The sequence below is a fragment of the Bacillus sp. J33 genome, from assembly GCF_000518885.1.
Taxonomy (GTDB): domain Bacteria; phylum Bacillota; class Bacilli; order Bacillales; family Cytobacillaceae; genus Cytobacillus.
The window spans coordinates 64594-86147 of sequence record NZ_JAEL01000008.1; the positions used below are offsets into that span (position 1 = coordinate 64594).

At 35.6% G+C, this 21554-nt stretch carries 17 protein-coding genes, 2 pseudogenes and 2 riboswitches; of the genes and pseudogenes, 3 read left to right on the forward strand and 16 right to left on the reverse strand.

Features of this window, described 5'->3' with window-relative positions:
- Positions 1-11 precede the first annotated feature (11 nt).
- Together L634_RS0103805 and L634_RS34600 are read right to left on the reverse strand one after the other, a co-directional pair.
- Positions 12-956: a carbohydrate ABC transporter permease gene (locus tag L634_RS0103805; protein ID WP_051428210.1), complete on the reverse strand. Its 945-nt coding sequence runs from the start codon at positions 954-956 to the stop codon at positions 12-14.
- Positions 957-1163: 207 nt separating this feature from the next.
- Positions 1164-1289, reverse strand: a complete 126-nt coding sequence (locus L634_RS34600; RefSeq protein WP_269521430.1) for a hypothetical protein — start codon at positions 1287-1289, stop codon at positions 1164-1166.
- Between the two features lie 463 nt (positions 1290-1752).
- Between L634_RS34600 and L634_RS30550 the strand changes: the two genes are divergently transcribed.
- A complete protein-coding gene (locus tag L634_RS30550) occupies positions 1753-2406 on the forward strand; it encodes a DUF1801 domain-containing protein (RefSeq protein WP_084028819.1) in 654 nt (217 codons plus the stop codon).
- 394 nt (positions 2407-2800) lie between these two features.
- On the opposite strand, the gene L634_RS34605 is transcribed toward L634_RS30550, so the two are convergent.
- The 5 genes from L634_RS34605 to L634_RS0103860 form a co-directional block, all read right to left on the reverse strand.
- Complete coding sequence (locus tag L634_RS34605) at positions 2801-2935, reverse strand: hypothetical protein (protein ID WP_269521431.1); 135 nt, start codon at positions 2933-2935, stop codon at positions 2801-2803.
- Between the two features lie 84 nt (positions 2936-3019).
- Positions 3020-4195, reverse strand: coding sequence for an IS200/IS605 family element RNA-guided endonuclease TnpB (gene tnpB / locus L634_RS0103830; RefSeq protein WP_026581301.1), 1176 nt, complete (start codon positions 4193-4195; stop codon positions 3020-3022).
- 348 nt (positions 4196-4543) lie between these two features.
- The gene (locus L634_RS0103840) at positions 4544-5770 is read right to left on the reverse strand and encodes an MFS transporter (RefSeq protein WP_026581302.1); all 1227 of its coding nucleotides are present in this window, start codon (positions 5768-5770) and stop codon (positions 4544-4546) included.
- A 794-nt stretch (positions 5771-6564) separates the two neighbouring features.
- The gene (locus tag L634_RS0103850) at positions 6565-7185 is read right to left on the reverse strand and encodes a class I SAM-dependent methyltransferase (RefSeq protein ID WP_026581304.1); all 621 of its coding nucleotides are present in this window, start codon (positions 7183-7185) and stop codon (positions 6565-6567) included.
- Positions 7186-7318: 133 nt separating this feature from the next.
- A complete protein-coding gene (locus L634_RS0103860) occupies positions 7319-7717 on the reverse strand; it encodes an effector binding domain-containing protein (protein WP_026581305.1) in 399 nt (132 codons plus the stop codon).
- A gap of 359 nt (positions 7718-8076) precedes the next feature.
- On the opposite strand from L634_RS0103860, the pseudogene L634_RS30555 reads away from it, so the two are divergent.
- Positions 8077-9437 (forward strand): annotated as a pseudogene (locus L634_RS30555) (TrkH family potassium uptake protein).
- A complete protein-coding gene (locus L634_RS0103870; protein WP_157452342.1) occupies positions 9434-9637 on the forward strand; it encodes a hypothetical protein in 204 nt (67 codons plus the stop codon). Before L634_RS30555 ends, L634_RS0103870 begins: the two are co-directional and overlap by 4 nt.
- Before the next feature lie 52 nt (positions 9638-9689).
- Here the strand turns inward: L634_RS0103870 and L634_RS0103875 are convergent, their stop codons facing one another.
- The 9 genes and pseudogenes from L634_RS0103875 to L634_RS0103930 form a co-directional block, all read right to left on the reverse strand.
- Positions 9690-11012 carry a TrkH family potassium uptake protein gene (locus L634_RS0103875; RefSeq protein WP_026581307.1) on the reverse strand — a complete coding sequence of 441 codons (1323 nt, stop codon included), beginning with the start codon at positions 11010-11012 and terminating at the stop codon, positions 9690-9692.
- Position 11013: 1 nt separating this feature from the next.
- A pseudogene (locus L634_RS30560) lies at positions 11014-11670 on the reverse strand (potassium channel family protein).
- Between the two features lie 77 nt (positions 11671-11747).
- Positions 11748-11896, reverse strand: a riboswitch (cyclic di-AMP (ydaO/yuaA leader).
- A 592-nt stretch (positions 11897-12488) separates the two neighbouring features.
- Positions 12489-12740 carry a DUF3221 domain-containing protein gene (locus tag L634_RS30565; protein WP_051428212.1) on the reverse strand — a complete coding sequence of 84 codons (252 nt, stop codon included), beginning with the start codon at positions 12738-12740 and terminating at the stop codon, positions 12489-12491.
- 434 nt (positions 12741-13174) lie between these two features.
- Positions 13175-13756, reverse strand: a complete 582-nt coding sequence (locus L634_RS0103890) for a nucleotidyltransferase family protein (RefSeq protein WP_026581308.1) — start codon at positions 13754-13756, stop codon at positions 13175-13177.
- A 70-nt stretch (positions 13757-13826) separates the two neighbouring features.
- The gene (locus L634_RS0103895) at positions 13827-14402 is read right to left on the reverse strand and encodes an HD domain-containing protein (protein WP_026581309.1); all 576 of its coding nucleotides are present in this window, start codon (positions 14400-14402) and stop codon (positions 13827-13829) included.
- 66 nt (positions 14403-14468) lie between these two features.
- Positions 14469-14568: riboswitch (purine riboswitch) on the reverse strand.
- Between the two features lie 505 nt (positions 14569-15073).
- The gene (locus L634_RS0103910) at positions 15074-16078 is read right to left on the reverse strand and encodes a DUF3231 family protein (RefSeq protein ID WP_026581310.1); all 1005 of its coding nucleotides are present in this window, start codon (positions 16076-16078) and stop codon (positions 15074-15076) included.
- A gap of 146 nt (positions 16079-16224) precedes the next feature.
- A complete protein-coding gene (locus L634_RS0103915; protein WP_026581311.1) occupies positions 16225-17247 on the reverse strand; it encodes a DUF3231 family protein in 1023 nt (340 codons plus the stop codon).
- 264 nt (positions 17248-17511) lie between these two features.
- Entirely contained in the window at positions 17512-17688 is a 177-nt protein-coding gene (locus tag L634_RS34155) for a DUF3231 family protein (protein ID WP_232233697.1), read from the reverse strand.
- Between the two features lie 1234 nt (positions 17689-18922).
- Positions 18923-21187: a transporter substrate-binding protein gene (locus L634_RS0103930; protein ID WP_026581312.1), complete on the reverse strand. Its 2265-nt coding sequence runs from the start codon at positions 21185-21187 to the stop codon at positions 18923-18925.
- Between the last annotated feature and the right edge of the window lie 367 nt (positions 21188-21554).

Genomic DNA, 21554 nt, shown 5'->3' on the forward strand with positions numbered 1-21554 from the left:
ATTCACCTCCATCAAGAATGTACAAACCGTTTCTGCAGTTTCCAGCTAATTAAAGTAATAATTCCTACAATAATAAACAATAACCATGAAATCGCGGATGCATAGCCCATATTGAATTGCTGAAATCCTTCTTCATAAATTCGGAATACAATAACGGTTGAAGAGTTATTTGGACCACCTTGCGTTAAAAAGGCAATTAAATCAAATACCTTAAAAGAACCAATCAGTAGTGTTATAAATAAAAAGACATTTGTTGGGCCAAGCAAAGGAAGCGTAATTTTAAAGAATTTCTGAAGCTCGGATGCTCCATCCATACTTGCTGCCTCATATAATTCGTCAGGAATACTTGATAATGAAGAAAGGTAAATGATAATTTGATAACCAATTCCCGCCCAAATCGTAATAATAATGATTGAAATTAAAGAGGTCTTCGGACTTGCTAACCACATTGGCGGATTCTCAATCCCTAACCCAGCTAAAAACTGATTAATCGGTCCGAGGGATGGATGGAACAGTGCACTCCATACAGCACCAATAGCAATAATGGACGAAATATAAGGAATAAAAAACGCAATTTTAAAATAACTTGACATGTAAACCTTCGTATGAATAAGTACTGCTAATATAATTGCAAGGAACATTCCAATCGGGACTGTGAAAATAGTAAAAATGAAATTATTTTTTAGAGCCATAATAATTTTTTCATCTTCAAATAATTTTAGAAAATTATCAAACCCGGCAAAATGTATAGCTTGTAAGCCCCCGACTAAATTCCAATCGGAAAAGCTAAGGACTAGCGAAAATACAAGAGGGAATAAATAAAGTAACAAGATTCCAATGATTTCAGGCAATAAAAACAGCCATCCAATTAGACCTTCTTTTCTTCCGTTTGTCCAAAATGGTTTTTTTGTTAAATAATTTACTGGAACACTCGATTTGATGACTTTATTCTCCACGAACGATACCTCCTTTTTATTCATAGTTAAACTATAATGGATAGGCATTCATTGATTGATTAACGATTCTGACAATAATGTGCATTATTTTTACTTCTCTTTATTTCTATAAATAAAGAGAAATCCTATAATGCAGCAAGGAAAGACCAAGTGAATATTTTCACTTGGTCTTTCCTTGCTGCGAGACCCTTTATAAGGGATCCTCGGTTATTTTACATTAGCACCCATAAGATTAGCCCCCTGAGCGGGAGCCGGCCTTAAGGCATCGTACCGATAGTTTAGCTGCAATTCTTCACAAATTTCTCTAAGAAATCCATGAATGATATAAATCACCAATAATCTCCTTCATTTGATGAACACCTAAATCTGTATTTGTCATTATGACCAAGCCATTTCTTAATTATGAAATCCAATGCCCCAGCCAAGTGATGATATTTCAATTTCTCTTTCCGAACCATCTCGGAATACTCCTAGCCCACTCCAACACCTGTACCATTGGAAGTAAATCATTTCTTTGTGTTTTATTGATGAAATGCCAACTTTACTTTCCCCTTTTAACTATTCGTGAATTAAGAGGATATCAACACGAAAAAAATCCATTAATATCCAGAAATGTTCACTATTTGGATGAATTCTTGCCGAAAGATCAAGCAAGCTTGCCAAAGGGGGCATGGAAAATGATCCAAGGTTGTTGTATATTTAAGAAAACCAAAAAGTGACAGAAAGAATTGGAGAAATTGAGAATGATCATTCTTGACTGTCAGCTGATCGAAAAGTTGAAGAGGGGAGTTCCTTGATGACAAATAGCAGAATGAATCCTAAGGTTGATGAATTTTTAAGCAAAGCCGAAAAGTGGAAGGAAGAATTTGAGAAGTTGAGAAATATCGTGCTCGACTGTGAGCTGACCGAAGAATTTAAGTGGATGCATCCTTGTTACACGTTTGAGAAAAAAAACATCGTTTTAATCCACGGATTTAAAGAATATTGCGCGCTTCTGTTTCACAAAGGTGCGTTGTTAAAGGATGCCCATGGGATTCTAATCCAGCAAACGGAGAATGTACAGGCGGCACGCCAGATTCGGTTCACCAATGTTCAAGAAATAGCTGAAATGGAAACCATCTTGAAAGCATATATTAATGAAGCCATTGAGGTTGAAAAAGCAGGTTTGGAAGTGGAGGTAAAAAAGGATAAAGAATTCATAATTCCTGAAGAACTTCAAAATAAATTCGATGAAATCCCCGTCTTGAAAACTGCTTTTGAAGCATTGACGCCGGGACGGCAAAGAGCATACATTCTTTATTTTTCTCAGCCCAAACAATCCAAAACTCGAATGTCAAGGGTTGAAAAGAGTATGCAGAAAATTCTTGATGGAAAGGGATTAAATGATTGCACTTGTGGGCTATCTCAAAAGAAGCCCAACTGTGACGGCTCGCACAAGAACATTCGATAAGAAAAGCAATGAATCAAACTTTAAAATATTCACTTTGCGTTCATTCGAACTCCTTTTTAGATCGCAGGTGACACTCAATCAAAAAAAAACAAAAGAGTGATCCTTAGAGTATAAGCAAACTGACGTGTATCAGGCTTATGCATTATCAGCTAAGAAAAGAAACATACTGCACAATAAACGTACCCTTTGGCTTTTTGCTGACGGGACTTTAACACAATAACCAATAAAAATAAAGAGCCTAAAATATGCAAGTTTTTATGCACTACTTGCGTATTTCGGCTCTTTTTGCATTTATGAAAGGTACTGCCATTTATAGCATTTTTTAAATGCCAAATACAATTTTCATCCCTATTAATCCATAGGGGCAAAGCGCTTTTTTAAATGAAAATTATCGTTACCGTTTTGAGTCATCATTCAATTCTTTCTCAATTTCTTCATTGCTTACTTTTTCTATCTCAATCTCTTTAATATTAAGATGTTTAGAAAGCAGCCTTAAATGATATTTAATATTCGAAAGACTGTAAATCACTTGAACTACTCACCGCTTAACACCCTTACGGGTTGTTTAAAGCGGGAGATTCCTAAAAACACCAGTGTATCCACTAGTTATTGATTAGGCGATCCCCGCAGTCCCTGCGGTTAGAAGTCTTACAGCTTCATTTTTAATATTGATACTTGCGTTAATATCTCGATCATGATAGGTTTGGCACTTAGGACATTCCCATTTACGCAATCCGAGATTTTTTACGTCTTTGTTTTGGTAGCCACAACAGGAACAAAGTTGACTGGAAGGAAAGTTTTTAGCCACCGTTACTACTTTTTTTCCATACCATTTTGCTTTGTATTTCATCATCGTTTTGAATTGTGACCAAGATACTTCGCTAATGGCCTTAGCAAGGTGGTGATTCTTTAACAAATTCGATACAGACAAAGCTTCCATCCCGATTATATCGTGGTTTTTGACAATCTCAGTGGAAATTTTGTCCAAGTAATCTTTTCTCTTATTCGCAATCTTTTCATGAATACAGGCGACTTTCCTTTTGGCTTTGTACCAATTCGCACCGCCTATGGTTCGTCTGCTCATCACTTTTTGCGCTTTCGCTAACTTTTCTTCTAACGAACGGAAAAACTTTGGATTCGAGTAGATCATTCCATCTGAAAGAATGGCAAAATCTTTTAAGCCGATATCCAGCCCAATAGCTGAATTGGTTTTTGGTAATTCCGTTACCTCAGATTCGGTGGCTAAAGAAACAAAATATTTACCGGAAGGATTTCGCCTAATAGTAGCACTCAAAATTCGACCTTCGACTTCACGACTTTTTGCAAAGCGGACAAGACCGAGTTTGGGTAATTTAATAGAGTTGTTTATGACAGCTATATTTCCATTGGTATATTTGGTCGTATAAGATTGAATAGGATTCTTTTTGGACTTAAAACGTGGCTGCTTATTTTGCTTTTTGTAATAGCGATCATAGGAATCAGCTAACTGTTCGACTGATTTTTGGAGGGCAATACTATCGACTTCTTTCAAAAAAGAGTAGTGTTTTTTTAGTTTGGGAAGTGCTTTCACCGTTACGTATTTATTTAAACATTTTCCTTTCCAGTTATTGGTTGAAAGTTGTCCATTTTGAACCATTTCTTGGACGATATACCAATAAGCATCTTTTTCTTTTTGTTTACCAAGGAAAAAGTTGAAGACGAATCTTGAACTGCCAATCGTCTTATGAATGAGTTCAGTCTGTTTTTTGTTGGGATACAAACGAAACTTATAGGCTTTATTGACCATCATGACGTTCACCTCCATCCAAATAAGAACATTTGTTCCTATTATACAATAGTGAACAATCCTTTGGCTACCGCCAACCGACATTCATCTCCCACCTACTCATTGGGCTACGCCCTTCACCTTCCTTGAGGTGTGAGTCTTCTGTCGGTAAATGATAAAGGATAAATAATATTAATAGTATGGCTGCAATAATATCCCCCAACATTGATAATCCCCCATTTTCTTTCAAAAAATATTCGCGAATAAGAACAGCCGCCCGGTTCTGCAGCTGATCATGAACCTCTACGGTTTTACTTTAAATACATTATTATTCCATAAAGTCATACATTTATATAATTCGTTGTAAATGATTTACATTTTTGCATTTTCACTTTCCAAAATGCTGCCTTTCCCTCGAAGTTCCAGGCCGATAAACCCAAAAATAGAAGAAACGATTAATAAGCAGCCAGATAAAATATATACTAGACGTACTCCTATGAGATCTGTTAAAGCTCCAATTCCGAGTATAGAAAAGATAAAAATAAGTTGAACTAAAGTAGATTTTGCTGATAATATTTTTGTTAATGTACGTTCATCTGCACTATTTTGAAACATGGTTTCTTGAGCTAAATCCCTCATTTGATAGGATGGGCCCATTAATAACACAAGCAATAATGCAATGACCGGTTGGGATATGAACCCGTACACAAAAGTCAGAACGCCAAATGCTGCAGAGCCAGCCAGCATAAAAATGGTTAACCGCCCTTGCAAGAACTTAGAAAGCCGATAAACTAACAATCCTCCTATAATAGTTCCCAAATAGTAGCCGCCATTTATATAACCCCACCAGGTTTCGCCTTTGCCAAGTGCATCTTCTTCATATGTTAACGTAACAGCTCCAATCCATATTGTGCCAACCCATGCCTCCATTAAGTCCATTATAATAATAATTCTGAGCCCTTTATGATTGAAAAGATACTTCCATCCAATTGTTATACGAGCGATTAAGCTTTCTTGTGGCTGAATATTTGTTAAGTTACATACCTTTACAAACGATAAGCTGACGATAGATGTTAAAATTAAACAAACAGTGATGAGAAGAGTCGTTTGTTTGCCAAGAAAAGCTAGCAGTACCCCTCCGAAGGTCCAGCCAGCAAATAAAAAAGTTTGGTCAATACTCGATATCAGGCTATTGGCTTTCACTCTATACTCTTCTGATACAATAGATTTAACAATAGATGATTTAACTGGCGAAAAAGCTCCATTAAAAAACGATATAAATCCCAACAAAATAAATATTATAATGATATGTACTGTATTTAATTCTTGCAGAAATAGTACATATAAAATGATTAGGAATACCAGTTGGCTAAACTGCGAAACCATTAATAAATATGATAATTTAAATCTATCTGAAATTGCGGGTAAAAATAGATTGCTAATCATTCGTGAAACCACACTCACCAATGTAACAATTGCTGCTACAGCTGTTGAATCAGTTTCATCATATAAATATAAAACAACTGCCATTGTATATAAAGCGAACCCAAGATTAGTCGAAGTTTGGCTCACTAATAAAGCATAAAAAGAACGATTCACGCCATTCCTCCTTTCTCTGCAGCTTACCCCCGTTTGTCTAAATGGCACCTATATGATCCTAATAAAAATTTGAAAATAAAAGGTTTAAAAACCTGCCTGATGCCTACTGCCAATTATTTCAAAACAAGGAGTTTAACTCAAGTTTTTCCTATAAAAAACGCTGCTTTGAAAAAAGCGCACGTCTACGGAATTTTGAAGGATGCTTATGGACTTTAATAATGGATCTTTAGTTGCTTTACAGCTTTTAAATGCTTGAGCAACCTGAAAATAGCAGTTTTTGTTATGTGCTTTATAGACAATTCATTCTGAAAAAAACACCAATTGGGCAGAGACAGTTTTGGTCATATCAGAACAATAAGAAAAGGCTGCCGCAATGGCAGCCTTGATCCTAAACCTTCGAACGTTCATGAACATCTAGATATTCGAACCTTTAGCAAAAAACATTAGAATAAGAGTAATGATTAGTGCTTGGGCAAAAGTTATCACAGCATCATTTTTCCAATAAGTTTTACCAAATGGGCTCTTCTTTCCTCCTATTAAACTTAACAGCCTGGATATTATAAAACTGCAGAGCCAAATAGGTATAAAAGTTATCATAAATCCCATTGTTTCTCCTTTCACTATAAAACGGTGCAACAGTCAGGTTAATAAGAATAGAATCGTTTAACCTGTTTTTTACAATACTCACTTTGACTTATAACACTTACTTCTTGTAATAAGTTAAGCTTATAATATTGATATATCGCCCTGATATAATCAATCAAGTGATACTGCTTCTTGTTCCAGAAACATAATCAACTAACTTTACTAATTATTATTTTTCTGTACATTCCATTCATCATTACATCTTTATCTTCACTTATCATTAAATTTACATTATTTCTACGGTACAGCTCTTCAAAATTCAATCCAATATCTGTTCCTAATACTTTAATTAGCGGTCTAAGAATTTTTTTTGGTAAAGATAATGTTTGTTCATTAGATACAAATTTGTCAAAAATAATTATTTTTCCTTCATTTTTTAAAACCCTCGCCATTTCCGATAGACATTTATCAGCATCAGGCACAACGGAAAGAATTAGGCTGGCAACTACATAATCAAAGGTTTCATTATTAAACTTCATATTTTGTGCTTCCATTTCTATGAAATTTATAGTTGAATTCTTGAACTTTTTCCGGGCCCGATTTAGCATTTTAGGTGAAAAGTCAATTGCAGTTATATTCAAATTGGATGAATTTATTAACTCCAGATCAGCACCGGTTCCTGCACCAACAAATAAAATTTTTTGTCCGCTTTTAAATGGAATCTGCTCAAAAATTTGCCTTCGAGCTTTTAAGAAAACACCTGAATTAAAAAACAGATCATAAATTGGAGACCAAATTCTATAAATAACTTTATTCCAAGAATGATTCATTGGCTTTCCTCTCCTGAAATTCTCTTATAGCGCTCATATACAATTTCTTTGTACCTGCGCCCCAAAAGATTAAAAAAATATTGCATAGCTGCTCTCCTTGAACACTTATCTGTTTGCATAGAAGTATGCTAGACTATTTAATACCTATGTGAATCTCTATTTGACCATTTGGGTAATATTTTTCAAAATCATATAAGTAAGCCCGCTCCAGAATCCCTTTCTCTTCGCGATCCCATATCTCTTTCCAAGCCTTAAGAATTCCAAATTCATCTGATGTATCTACTCTAAAAATTTCATATTTACTGCTGCTTGGAATTTCAATTGAAGACTCGTTATCACTGCCTTCAATAGCTGCGCTTAGTGAATAATCACCCTTATAGTCGCTTTCGTAATCAGAATACAGACCATAGGTAATCGCATCTTGATTGTTCAAAAGACTTGATGCTCCTTTCCACATATCTGTAATCTTTTGCATGATATCATCATCTTTAAAATTATTGGTTCTAATACTTTTAATAATCTTCAGGTTCATGAATATGCTCCTATTAATTTGTTGTTTATATAATTCTGTAACATACAAAAATTTCCTTCTTATTTAAATAATATGCCTATTATATAAGAAATACGATTTGTGGAGATGTATAACATTCACAATCCTTTTTATTTTCATATTCGTGTTTCATTTATACTACAGTCTGATTTTCTGTAAAGTGTCCCCATTCTATAAAACTTACAAAGGCTAATATGTAACTGCATAATCCATACTGCAAATTTCCCATAATATTCATTTTTGGCTCTGTTAAATTTGATCCAGAGTATAACAGAAAAGAAATTTTTCTTTTATCTCCAATTTGATATACTATCCCTATCTAAATAGAAGGTTGTGTCACGATGGAATTTGCAAAAAATCAGGAAAAATTAAAGAGACGATTATCGTCAGTTCAATTAATTGTGTTATTTTATTTATCTGCTGTAATTGTGTCTACCATATTGTTAAGCCTGCCGATTGCTCATAGGCCCTATGTCGAACTGTCATTTATTGATACCCTGTTTACGGCAGTCAGTGCCATTAGCGTAACAGGTTTAACTGTAGTCTCAACAGCGGATACATTCAGTGTGCCGGGGTATTTTATATTAGCCTTTATTCTTCAATTTGGCGGAATCGGCATTATGACACTGGGAACCTTCATTTGGATTCTCTTTGGGAAAAAAATTGGTTTAAAAGATCGGCAGCTCATTATGACAGATCAGAATCGTTCAACATTTTCCGGATTGGTTCAGTTAATGAGGCAGATCTTAGTCATTGTAATTGTTATCGAACTAATTGGCGCTGTTATATTAGGAATTCACTTTCTAAAATATTTCCCTACTTGGCAAGAGGCGTTTGTACAAGGTTTCTTTGCATCTGTCAGTGCAACAACCAACGCAGGATTTGATATAACCGGCACTTCACTTGTTCCATTTGCACATGATTATTTTGTTCAGTTTATCAATATAATTTTGCTTATCCTTGGCGCGATTGGCTTTCCTGTACTTATCGAAGTAAAGGAGTTTTTAACACACAAAGGAAATTATTCCTACAAATTTTCTTTGTTCACAAAGCTGACAACCCTGACTTTTTTTATCCTAATCATAGTTGGCGCCTTTTCATCTTTTTGTTTGACCGGAATCATTTTTTTGCAGATAAAACTTGGCATGAATCCTTGTTTTATTCGTTATTCCAATCTACCTCCACTAGAAATGGCGGATTAGCTACGATGGATGTAAGTGAATTTTCTAATCCGACTCTGCTTTTTATGAGCGGACTGATGTTTATTGGGGCTTCCCCAAGCAGTGTTGGAGGTGGAATCCGAACCACCACTTTTGCTATTATGATGTTGAGCATATTCTTCTATGCCAAAGGAAAGGATACGGTCAAAGTATTTGGCCGCGAAGTGCACCCAAGTGATATTCATGGATCATTCATTGTTATTACAACGGCTGCATTCATCTGTGCGTCCTCTATTATTTTAATGACAATGCTTGAACCATCATTTAGCATCATGGAAATCGTTTTTGAGGTTTCTTCTGCTTTTGGTACAACAGGATTATCAATGGGGATTACACCCGAACTTAGCACAGCAGGGAAGTTTATCATACTTGCTCTCATGTTTATTGGCAGGATTGGTATTTTTTCATTCCTATTCTTAATAAGAGGAAAAACCGTTAAAGACAATTTTAAATATCCAAAGGAAAAGGTGATTATAGGGTGATGAAACAAGATGGGTTGATTGTAATATTCAGTTGGATGTTTGCGGGCATGGTTTTGGCGAAAATCTTTTTATTTTTAATCATTGCCAACATTCATCGAGTATTGTGGATTGAATACCATTCTTCATTAACCATAATGATCATCACACTTCTATTTGGAATATGCGGTTACTTCTATATTTATTTTTATAAACGCAAGTGAAACTGTAAAAAGCTGCCTATTTCAGGCAGCTTTTTACTTTACTTTCTGTTTATCATCCAGTTAGAACATCTTCATTAGGATATTTCACTTTTGCTTTATCTGGATTCGCCAGCGAGAATGCCATGGTCAAAGGACCAAGTTTTCCTGCAAACATGATAAAGATGATCACAGCTTTACCGATAAAGGTTAGCGAACCAGTTAACCCCATTGACAAACCAACTGTTCCAAATGCAGAAATCACTTCGAATGCTACCTGGAGAAAAGGTGCCTCTTCTGTAATGTTTAAAATGAAGATGGCAACGCAAATTAAAAAAAGTCCAATGGTTGAAATGGCTAAAGCTCGCAAAACAATGGTCAGGCTGATCGTCCGTTTCCCTAATACCGTATTTTCTTTTCCCTTAAGGAACGTAATGACAGAGAACAAAATGACCAGGAACGTTGTCAATTTAATTCCCCCGCCTGTTGATGCACTCCCAGCACCTATAAACATTAATAGCAGGAATAAAAAGATCGTTCCCTCATGCAATGACGCAATATCAAGTGAATTAAAACCTGCTGTTCTTGGCGTTACCGCCTGGAAATAAGTCGCCCATAGCTTTTCTCCCCAGGAATTTAACCCGCCAAGTGTATTGGGATTATGATACTCCAGCACAAAGATTATAAGCATCGCAAATACATTTATAACAAATGTTCCGATTACCATCATTTTGGAATGAAGACTCATTTTTCGAAATTCTTTCTTGTTCCACATATCGGCCAAAACTGTAAAACCGATACCGCCTATAATAAATAAAAAAGTAATAACAATATTGATCACCGGATCCCCTACATATCCCATCAGGCTGTCGGACCACAAGGCGAACCCGGCATTATTAAAGGCAGAAATAGCGTGAAAAAAACTGTAATATAAACCTTTAGCCCAACCGAACTCGGGCACCCATCTAATGGATAAAAATAACATGGCTGTAAGTTCTATAATAATGGAAAAAACAAATAAATTCCTTACTAAATGAATAACTCCCCCAATGGAAGTTTGATTTAATGCCTGCTGGACGATTAGGCGCTCTTTAATGCCGATTTTTTTCCCAAGCACCATATAGATGAGAATAGCAAAAGACATGATTCCCAATCCGCCTAACTGTATTAAGGAAACAATAACAATCTGGCCGAATAGAGTGTAGGCTGTTCCTGTATCCACAACGACAAGTCCGGTTACTGTCATGGCTGATGTAGCGGTAAACAGTGCATCTATCCAGCTAATTGATTCTTCCGTTGCAAAAGGAAGCTTTAGCAAAAGGGTGCCTAACACTATAAATGTAGCAAAAACAACAATAAGCAGCTGGGACGGGTTAAGTTTGATAATTCCCTTCTTCACACTACACTCCTTCTTTCTCAAATCGCTTAATATCTTTGTTATGTCCCATAACGATCAGTACATCCCCCTTTAAAATGACCTCCTCGGCCGATGGGGATACGATAATGTCTTTTCCTCTTTGAATGCCGACAATATTGCAGCCGTACTTTGCCCTAATATCCAGCTCGATTAAAGATTTGTTATGCACTTTGTTTGAAGCAACGATTTCAACCATGCTGTAATCCTCTGACAGCTCAATGTAATCAATGATTTTATCTGATACGATATGGTTCGCTATCCGCTTCGCCATATCCCTTTCCGGATGAATGACACGGTCAACACCTATTTTTTCAAGCACTCTGGCATGATAATCGTTATGTGCTTAAGCCCAAACCTTAGATATCCCCATCTCTTTCAAAACCAATGAAGTCAGGATGCTCGACTCGATATTTTCACCAAAGGATATAAAAGCATGATCAATATTTCTAACCCCAACTTGCTTAAGAGCTTCTTCGTCAAACCCATTGATCTGAGCAGCAAAAGTAACGAACTCGGAATATTGATTCACTTTTTCCTGATCAATATCTAATGCCAATACCTCGGCACCCAATTCATAAAATTCTTTAACCAGGCTGCCGCCAAATCTCCCTAAACCAAAAACAGCATATTGCTTCTTCATTGCAAATTTACCTTCCTTTCTAAAAATGAACACAAAAAGACCATTCTTAATAAAAGAATGGTCAATGGCTTCATTAACCCTTCTCTCAATAGCGCTTACGGAGTTAGCTGTCGGATTAGGGATTGAGAGCATCCCTTCTCAGCTTAATTTGCCAAGATTCACCCCAAGATAAACATGGTTTATCAAAATTGGTTCCCCCGCTCAAAAGATTCAGCTTAAGGTTTATGTATAAAATAATAAATATAAATTACTCCTATAAATTTCCCGTGTCAATACAATTTTATAAAAATTAACAAATAAAGTTTATTAAACCGATATGCTTCAATCCTTATAATAAACAAACTTAGGGGAGATCAAATTCAGAGAAAAAACCTAATAGCATCGTATCATTGGATGGAATGAGAGAGCCAAGAAGTTAATTGAAATTCTAACCTCTCTTTCACCTGTTAGGATATTTTGCTAAATCGGATATAAGCAGCATCAGTGAAAACTAGCATTAAAAAACTTGATTCCTGATGATTGATGACACTTATCACCTTCTACTCAATAGGTAAAACATAATTTATACTTGTTCGTGGATTGCTTAGGATATATTTCTGCGAATAACCTTAACAAAGGATACTTAAAACGATAAAGAAAGGTAATAAAAAAAATCCTCTGAGTAAAAATCAGAAGGATTCTAAGCTCTTTTTTAGTAACTCTTACGCTTTGTTGGAATTCTATTTGATGTAGAATTATTAGTAAAGCATAGCTGATCTTGTTGGCAAGGAATCAACAAATGCCTTATTCTTTATATACTCACTCTATTTGATAACACATTACATCTTTTCTGCTTTTAAAACCTTTATTTTAGCTGGATGTGACTCCAATATTTTATCAAACCAAACTCTTATTTTCTGACCATCTTTATATTTGGAAGTATGAGGAACATGATTTAGTATATATACTCTTCCGTAATTTCCTATTAATTCCTCAGAGGATAATTCTATGGCTGTCTCAACGTCAAAATCATCATCTTCAATTAAATAAAGAGTTCCATCTTTCTTTAAGAAGAAACCATCAATACTCATATTATTATCATTTACCTTAGACTTTTGATCATTATTTACCTCAGCGTTTTGAACTAAATCCAAAAGGGCAATAATAGCAACTAAAGATACAGCAAGTATGATTAATCTTTTCGTATCTATCCCCCCTGTTAAGCTTTTTTTCTTTATATAAATAATGAGAAGTTCTTGGAATGTTCTTGAAAACAGTCAAAATAAATTAACAGCAATTTACTTCATTATAACATCCAAACTGGAAATCATTTCTGTATAATTCTTGTGTCAACGAATCTGTAGCTTTAGGACAACTGTTGACCCTTATAAAATAAGCTATTGGGTTATCATAGAAAAATAGTGGCTGCAGAATATATCTATAACAAACACATAATGAACCGAAATAGCTTCTACCCTATATTTTGTCAATTACGTTTTCCTACTCCTATTCCACTGAATTCTTATTAATTTGAGCCACCTGGCAAATAGATTTTGACTTTATCCCAAGTTAACTTCCAGTTCTTTTTCTTTATCCTATGTTCATAAAAATTTATTCGGGCATTTGCCTCTGAATAATATGGTGTAGGTTTCACTTCTAAATTAACAACATCAGTAATGCCCCAGGGAGCAGTCAATATAACATTATCCTTTTCATCTAATTTTACCCCCAATGCTGTAACTGTCTCGGTAAATTTGGAAATCGCATCCACAGAAGATGAGTATGGAGCCATCTTATTTCTAATGTGCATTCTGGCTTGATTCTTTACTGACCAAGGTATATCCGGCACTAGTAAAAGTAATTTTTCTTCCAGCTTTTTTTCCTCTAATTCATTTATTTGCTCAGGATCAAAATAAATAACATCAATATCTGGCAGAGGTGTTCTTACGGTGAAATTATGTAGAATATCCCATATTTTAGACCTGACAAACCCGGCACAAATCCACCAATCAGGCAGGTCTAATTTCTTTACCGCTTTTAAAAGATTCATCATCCACTCATCTTCCTTAATTGCTTTAACGATGTCTTCTTCACTTTTTATGACCATTCGTTTCACCTCTTAATATTGGATCCAATAACTTTCAAGCAGCCAGGATTGTTTTTTTTATATTACGAAGTCATAGCGTAGTTATCGCTTCTTTACTAAATTTTATTTCCTCCTGCAATAGTTCGGTAAGCCTGATGAATTCTTCTTCTATTTTATCCATCATGACAAACTGCATGTTATACTTTTCTGCTAGTTTTCCATTGTATGTAATATTACAGTGCATTAATATTTCCATTTCATAATCCAGCATGTCATCATCAATTTCCTTGATAAGATTGTATTCATACTGTGTTAAGTCAGATAGGCCATAGAAAGTGTAAATAAACTGCTGGAGGTGCTGTTCGATTTCTAAGTATTGGTGCAAACCTTGTTTGACTGGTCTTGTAACATCGGAAATGTATGCTTCAGAAGCATCATGCAATAAACATGCTAACTGCACCTGTTTAGAATAGCCTCTATGTTTAGCTTCTTTAGCACAATTTAAAGAATGCTGCGCAACACTATAAAAATGACGATAATGTCCATTAGCTCTGCACAACAGTGACAATGCATGTGCGATATCCTTAGTTGAAATGTCTTGCATTCGTGGATCTAACGGATAAAATTCAATTCCTGTGTAAGTTGTAATACATTTCCCTTTTCTCATTTTCTTCCTCCTATTCGAGAAATCGCAATCATTTTTTGGGTATAAAAAATCCTGATTACAAATAAATGTAAAGCATACATTTTTTGTAATCAGGATTTTACGGTTCCTGGTAGAAACCCTCATACCATATTAATGAGGTTATACTATTATTTTTTTCACCATTATTCTAAATGATTAAAGGACTAAGTTCAATATAATTTAAATAAATTGTTATTTTTACTTTCAAATTTTGCCCGTTGATTTCCACTGCGGGTACTTGCTTTCCGCGGGGAGGAATGAGAGCCTCCTCGGCTTCGCCTGTGGGGTCTCCCACTCCCTCTCTTCCCACAGGAGTCAAGTCCCCTCCGCTCCAATCAACTTAGTTGGTTAACTTTAGTTAGCCCTGAAAAGCAACAAACTTTACGAAAACAGCGTTACAAAAAATCGCCTATAAAAGACGATCTAATGAATTTACTTCATCCATTGCGGTATGTCACTCTTACGTTATACTCCCCCTAGTTTAAAATGAAAAAGCAGCTACTTATCTTAATACTAAAAAAGGGTGTGACAGCAATGGCCAAGGCTTGGATGAAAACCGCAAGCGCTCCTGCTTTATTTTATTTTTCCATAGTTCAAAGGCAAAACCAACTGTATCTCAGCCACATCGATATTCTGGTTTTTATCACACTAATTTAAACACTTCTGTTCCTCAATGCTTCTCTGTCTACGTTTTGCGGTGGCTGTTCCATCCACCTGTTTTTAATCATTATATTCACACCATCATTTGTATATTGAAGTATTTCAGCGACAAGCCTCGTGTAATGTCCAGCTAAATCTTTTCTAAGGCTTGCTCCAATGGCTGCTCCATAGCCTGCAACGCTAATGGCAGTTAAACTATTGGTTTGAAACATCATTAACTTATCTGAAAAAGGTGCATCTATGGATTGAGTAATGGTTGAATCCCATGTACTTGGGAACGACACTTCATCTTCCAATAATATTTGCCTGAACACTGTTTCATGCTTTGCGGCTATTTCCGCACCTGTTTCCATATATTTTCGAACTTCAGGTGCTTTAGCAGTTTGTGAAAATCCAGCTACAAATGTCCTGCCAATAGAGTTTGTCTCCGTATTTTTGGAAATATGCGCTAGTTCAATGGCAGTTAAAGGACGATGTTTGCCCATTAAACCTGATAGAAATGATTCACTCTGAAGGTATTCGGCTTTTTCCATTGGGGCTATGGTTGGCGACCGGATAAAAGCCCCCTTCTTAAGAAGCAGGTCACAAGCATGATTGTAAAGTTTCATAAACATATCGGAGGTTTTTGAAAAAAATTCTCTTATATCATTTCGTGCTAATACTTCAAGCAATGCAGCGGCAGCGGCTGTTCCAGCTGCAGCCATGTATTTTATGTATCGCAGGGCAAACAAGTCTGAATATAACCGGCCAGCTTTTAAGTTTACATCTTCTTGTGTAAATCCAATAGGTATGGCATGTTTTTCTTTTTCAAATATTTGTTTCACTCCATTTACAACGAAGCGGCAATCCGTTAAGGCGGTTTGCAGAATGTCAGTAATATCTGTATCTTCGTTCACGCTGGCAAAATGCTGTACGGTACAATAAGCCATTGAGTTCTGCATGTAAGCACTCCACAATGCAGCAACTTCTGAAGAAACAAGTTTTGGGTTATGCTCCATTTTTCATCTGAACTCCTTTTAGGTTTTAATATAACCTAAATTGGCAGATAATATTTTTTTAATATGGTAGCCCAATCATTTTAGGTAATAAAATTTAAAGTGTTTGAGGTTAATCTACATGCAGAATTCATATATATAAAATTTAATTAGTTATTTAATTCCTTCTTCTTTGTAAGTTTATCTTGATCAAGCGTGCCAGGCGGCTGTTCGAACCAATCATTACTAATCATAATATCGAGTCCATCTTTGGCATATTGTGCAACCTCAAAGGATAAACGTTCATAATTTAAAATAAGGTCACTTCTTTGGCTTGCAGCTGCTGCGGTTGCATAATTCCCTGTTCCTGCCGCACTCATGAAACCCATGTGATAAAGTGTCAGCTTGTCGGAAAATGGGGGTGCTGTGGAATTAGTAATTGCCGTATCGGAAGAGACAGGCGGCTGTATATTGTTATCAATAAGTGTATTTGTAAACACTTTAACATGCTTTTTGGAAATATCCCTTCCTCGTAACATCCATTTTTGAATCTTCTCTTTTGAGGATATTTGACCAAAACTTTGTGCAAGTTTACTTCCTATAATATTGGTTTGAATATTCATGTACAAATGGGATATTTCAACTGCATTCAGCGGTCTTTGTTTACTAAAAAGAGAAAAGCCGCTTAAATACTTTTTACTGTCTACAAAATCCGTTTTAGTTGGATAGGCAATATATGGCGCCCTAATAAATAATCCTTTTGAAAGAAGGACCTTTGAACTGCGCTCAAACAATTCCGATGTTTCTGATAAACCTTCTCGGTAATAGGCTCTTATGTCATCTCTGGCACTCATAGAAACAAATCCGCTGTATCCAAGCAACCCAAGCTTAGCCATATGGTTTATATAGGTTAGAATAAAAGGGTCTGTATAGAGACGGGAAGCATTTAAATTGACATCATCATGAGTAAACCCTGTCGGTGTCGGAATTTGTTCTTTTTGGAAAATGGCTGTTAATTTTTCTATATGAATAGATGATAGGTCATAAGCATATTGAACAATAGCTTTTATTTCTTCATCTTCTACCGTTTTAAGAAAATAGCTTAAAACGCATTTGGACATACTATCATTCATATAGCCAGTCCAAATCGAAGCTATTTCAGCCGAAGTCAGCTGAATATGATTTTCAGTCAAATTGTTCACCTCCAGTGAATTTATTTTTTACTGTCTGCTTTATTCTCTACAAATAGCCGCCTATTGATAAAAGCCGAGGAACATTTCCTTTTGGCTATTTTGATTATTTTTTTATGCAATATTTAAACTGTAATTTTCTCTATCTGATGTACTTGGCGGTTTTTCAAACGAGCTTGAAACAGCCTGGGAGCCCTAAATCTACGTCCTCCTCCGTAAAACCTTTAGGGACGGGGACATAGTCTTTTTTGAAAATACCTTTAATGGTTAAATTAATGTTTTAATATCCTTATCCTCAACGTGCTGCAGATCATACTTTAAAATACATGCTGCCATGCTGTTACCCATATAAGCAGCCCAAAGTTTCCACATTTCAGCCGATGTTAATTTTTCGGTAGTGTTTGTTTTGTTAGAACTTAATTTAATGGGTTTAATCTTTCTCATGTTAACCCTTTCTTGTTTTTTGTTTATCTTTTCCTCTTCGCCAAATTATATGCTTAACACATTTTTCTTATTGAATACAAAAAGGCGAAGGACGTTCCTTCCCCTTTTTACTTCCAATTTTCATAATGTTTTCTCTTAGGCGCGATAAAACATTATTTCGATTATCGGTGATACTGTATATGAGTTCCCCCAGGGTAATTAGTTTCATTGGAAAGGTCATTACAACATACAGAAGCTCTATATATTAAAAATTCATATTCATTAAAAAGACGCATGAAACTAAAAATCGTGTTATGCGGCTTTTTCATGTAATAAAGGATACGAATTACTTAATTTAATTTACCACCATTGCAAAAAATGCAAAAAAATCCTGAAACTTGACTAAGGAATTATATTGATAATAAGAATTCTCATATGTTATTTTTTCCGTAAGGAGTGATAGAAATGGAACTGCATTATCCAAAAAATTTCTTAAAATGTCTTAGTATTGGGAGCGCTATAGGGTGCATGCTAGGAATGATTTCATGGTTTTACACTTAGTTGGACAAAATTTTTAAGGTCAAGTAGACTACAGATCATAATTTGAGGAGGAGAATCTGCTTGGCCAAAGAGATCACCGAACATCAATAGAAGACTTTAGCCTAAACCTTTCATAACATTATGAAGCCCTTTATCTCATCCATTTGACTTTCGGCCCCCTGTCCGGGTAAAACAAGCGCGCATTTTCGATTGAGTTACTCCTGCAGCCCCTTACGATCCCGGACAGTCAGATTTCCTGAATCTCGTTCTGTCCGTGGAAAAAATCCATACAAGCCATCCCATACAACCGCAGGATTAAATGTCGGCACACCTATTCCCCCACTATTTGCAGGTTTACTAGCAGGCTTTTTGACTATTGCTATTTGCAGGGCATTGGTCTTACTTGTTAGACAAATTTCGATGCTAAGCAACAATCCCTCAAACCCGCTAACTAAAGCATGTAACTTACTAAAATATGCTTGTACTCTAAAGCAACATATGAAAAAACGTTGAATAAGATACTCCTCTTTACTATATAAAACATCAAATTTGTTCTTTTGAGTTCGTGTAAAGCAGCTGTACCTCCTAATCTTTAAATTCATTTTTTGTCAAGACGCTTAAGCCTTCAATACATCATTCTGTTCAAGTATTCTTTTGATTTACTGGAATAATAAGATTCATGTTGTTTTAAACTGACTATTATGAAAATAGATTTTTAGGATCGTCTATACTCTTTTAATTTACGATATAATGTACTTCTCGAAATACCAAGAATTTTAGCAGCCTCTGTTATAGATTCAGTAGCTTTTATAGTTTGTTCAATTAATTCTCTTTCGGTATTTTTGATCGTATTCTTGGTAAGCGGATTTTTCCCTTGTAAGATAAGAACATCTTCGGGAAGATGTTGTGTATCGATTACTTCACTGCTTCCACCAATTAAAATCGCGTGTTCTAATGCGTTTTTAAGTTCTCTCACATTACCTGGCCATGGATAGTTGATCATTCTTTCTAATGCTCTATCACTAATATATTTAGTCTCTTTGCCATACTTATTACAAAGCTCTTCAATGATTTCTTTCGCTAACTGCGAAATATCCTCTGCTCTTTCACGAAGTGAAGGGACAGTAATGGAGAGCACATTTAAACGGTAATATAAATCGGAACGGAAAGTACCATTATAGGCAATTTCGTCTTTAAGGTTACGATTCGTAGCCGCAATAATTCTTACATCAACTTCTATCTCCCGATTTTCGCCAATCCTCATAATTTTTCTGGTTTCGATAGCTCGTAACAGTGCGACTTGTAATTCGTATGGCATTTCTCCAATTTCATCCAGAAAAAGGGTGCCGCCATCTGCTGCTTCAAACTTGCCTTTTTTTCCTTCTTTCTTAGCCCCTGTAAAAGAACCGCCGATAAACCCAAATAATTCACTTGCTATTAAGTCCTTTGGAATGGCAGCTGTATTGACGGCGATGAATGGTTTATTTCGACGATCACTTTCCAAATGAATGGCTCTGGCCATTAACTCTTTGCCTGTACCCGTTTCCCCCATTAATAATACGTTTGCCATGGATTTAGCCGCAACCATTCCAATTTTTAATTGTTTTTTATAATTTTCGTTTATCGTCTTAATCATATGAAACTTCATTGGGGACTGACTAATTGAAGTGGATGGTTTTGGTGTAAGCACCATTAATTTTTGGTCGAGTGCATCATAAGAGGTTAAATGGAAAGACTGTTTCAATCTGGAAACATTCAAGATTGAATTTAGATCAGAAGAACTCTGCTTAAGTATTTGTGTTGCTCTTTTTGATAAGTAGATGATTTCATTTTTCTTAGAAAGTACAACTATTGCTTCGTCACTAATTTTTGACCAAATATCAAGCACATGTGAATTTATAGAGTTTGTGTTCTCTTTCTCCATAAACGGTTTCGCACTAATTTTACCTGATGAATCCCATACAATTGAAAACTGCCCATTTTTCATCACTCTACCAACCCGGGAATGTCTCGCTATATGTCGATAATTATTTTGTACTTGAATAGAGCCGCACGCATATTCAATCTCTTGTCTGCTCAACTTATAGAAGATCGATCGAAATTCTGTCGTTTTTGCCTTTTCCATGGCCTCAAGCATAAGTTTTGTTCCTAAATATGTATTAAACATCACGGATGATACGGCTTGATCATGTTTGGTATGGCGTTTGAAATCTTTTAAGAATCGTTGATTTTCATCATTATTAAGAGATTGAAAGTAGCTTGCTGCAGTATAATGACCTGCCGTATATTCGCGTTTCATTGCAGCAATTTCAGTTTCTTGCGTAATCGGGCTGAAAATTGGAATGGTTTCAGGATCAATCCCCAACTCATAATAAGTCTTATAAAAAGGGATAATACTTGAACCGACTAATGTTAAGAATATGGCATTGGGCTGCTTTGCAACAACATCTTTCAGAATAGTGTAAAATTGCTGATGCCCAAAAGGAACATACTGTTCGCCAACAACCATTCCTTCTATTTCTTTTATATACTTTTTCACTTGTACATTCGTTTCTCTAGGGTAAATATAATCAGTACCTATGCAATACACTTTTTTACCGTACTGTTTTGTTAAAAAATCTAATAAAACATGAACCTGCTGGTTTGGAACTTCTCCCGTATAAAAAACATTAGCGTGACACTCCATTCCTTCATAACAAGTCGGATAAACTAGCATACACTCATATTTTTCTAAAATTGAAAGTATTGCTTTTCTGCATGCAGACGTATAACACCCCACAAATACTTTGACACCTTGTCTGGCTAATGCTTCAGCTTCAGCAGCGGCTTTGACTGGATCGGAGGCGATATCACGAACAATGACTTCTACTCGTTTATTCATTTTATTAAATTCATAGATCGCATATTGAGCCATCAGGCATTGTCCACGTTCAGTGATAGCAGTTGTGCCTGTTAGAGAGAACAGCAAACCCACATTCATACATTGACCCTCCTGTACTATTTTAAGAAAAGTGTATTAAATTGGGACAATCTGGCATTACAGGTTAATTATAATACATTTTCTATTATTTTTTTTGAATTATCTGATATAACCTTATCCCATTTTGAGACAATATAGAAATGTAAATTTTCTTTTACTCCAATCAAATCTTCGATTTTTTTGGGCATGATTCTTGCAATATATTCGATTGAACTTAAACTATGAAAGGAGTTTTTTAAATGAGCCATTGAGATATTGGGGACAGTCTATGACACGGTAGGCTTAGCAGTTGGCTACTAACGCAGCTTTTCTATCCTTTACCGGGTTATGGAATTCGCCCAGTCAGATCTTAGTAGACGGTTTAACT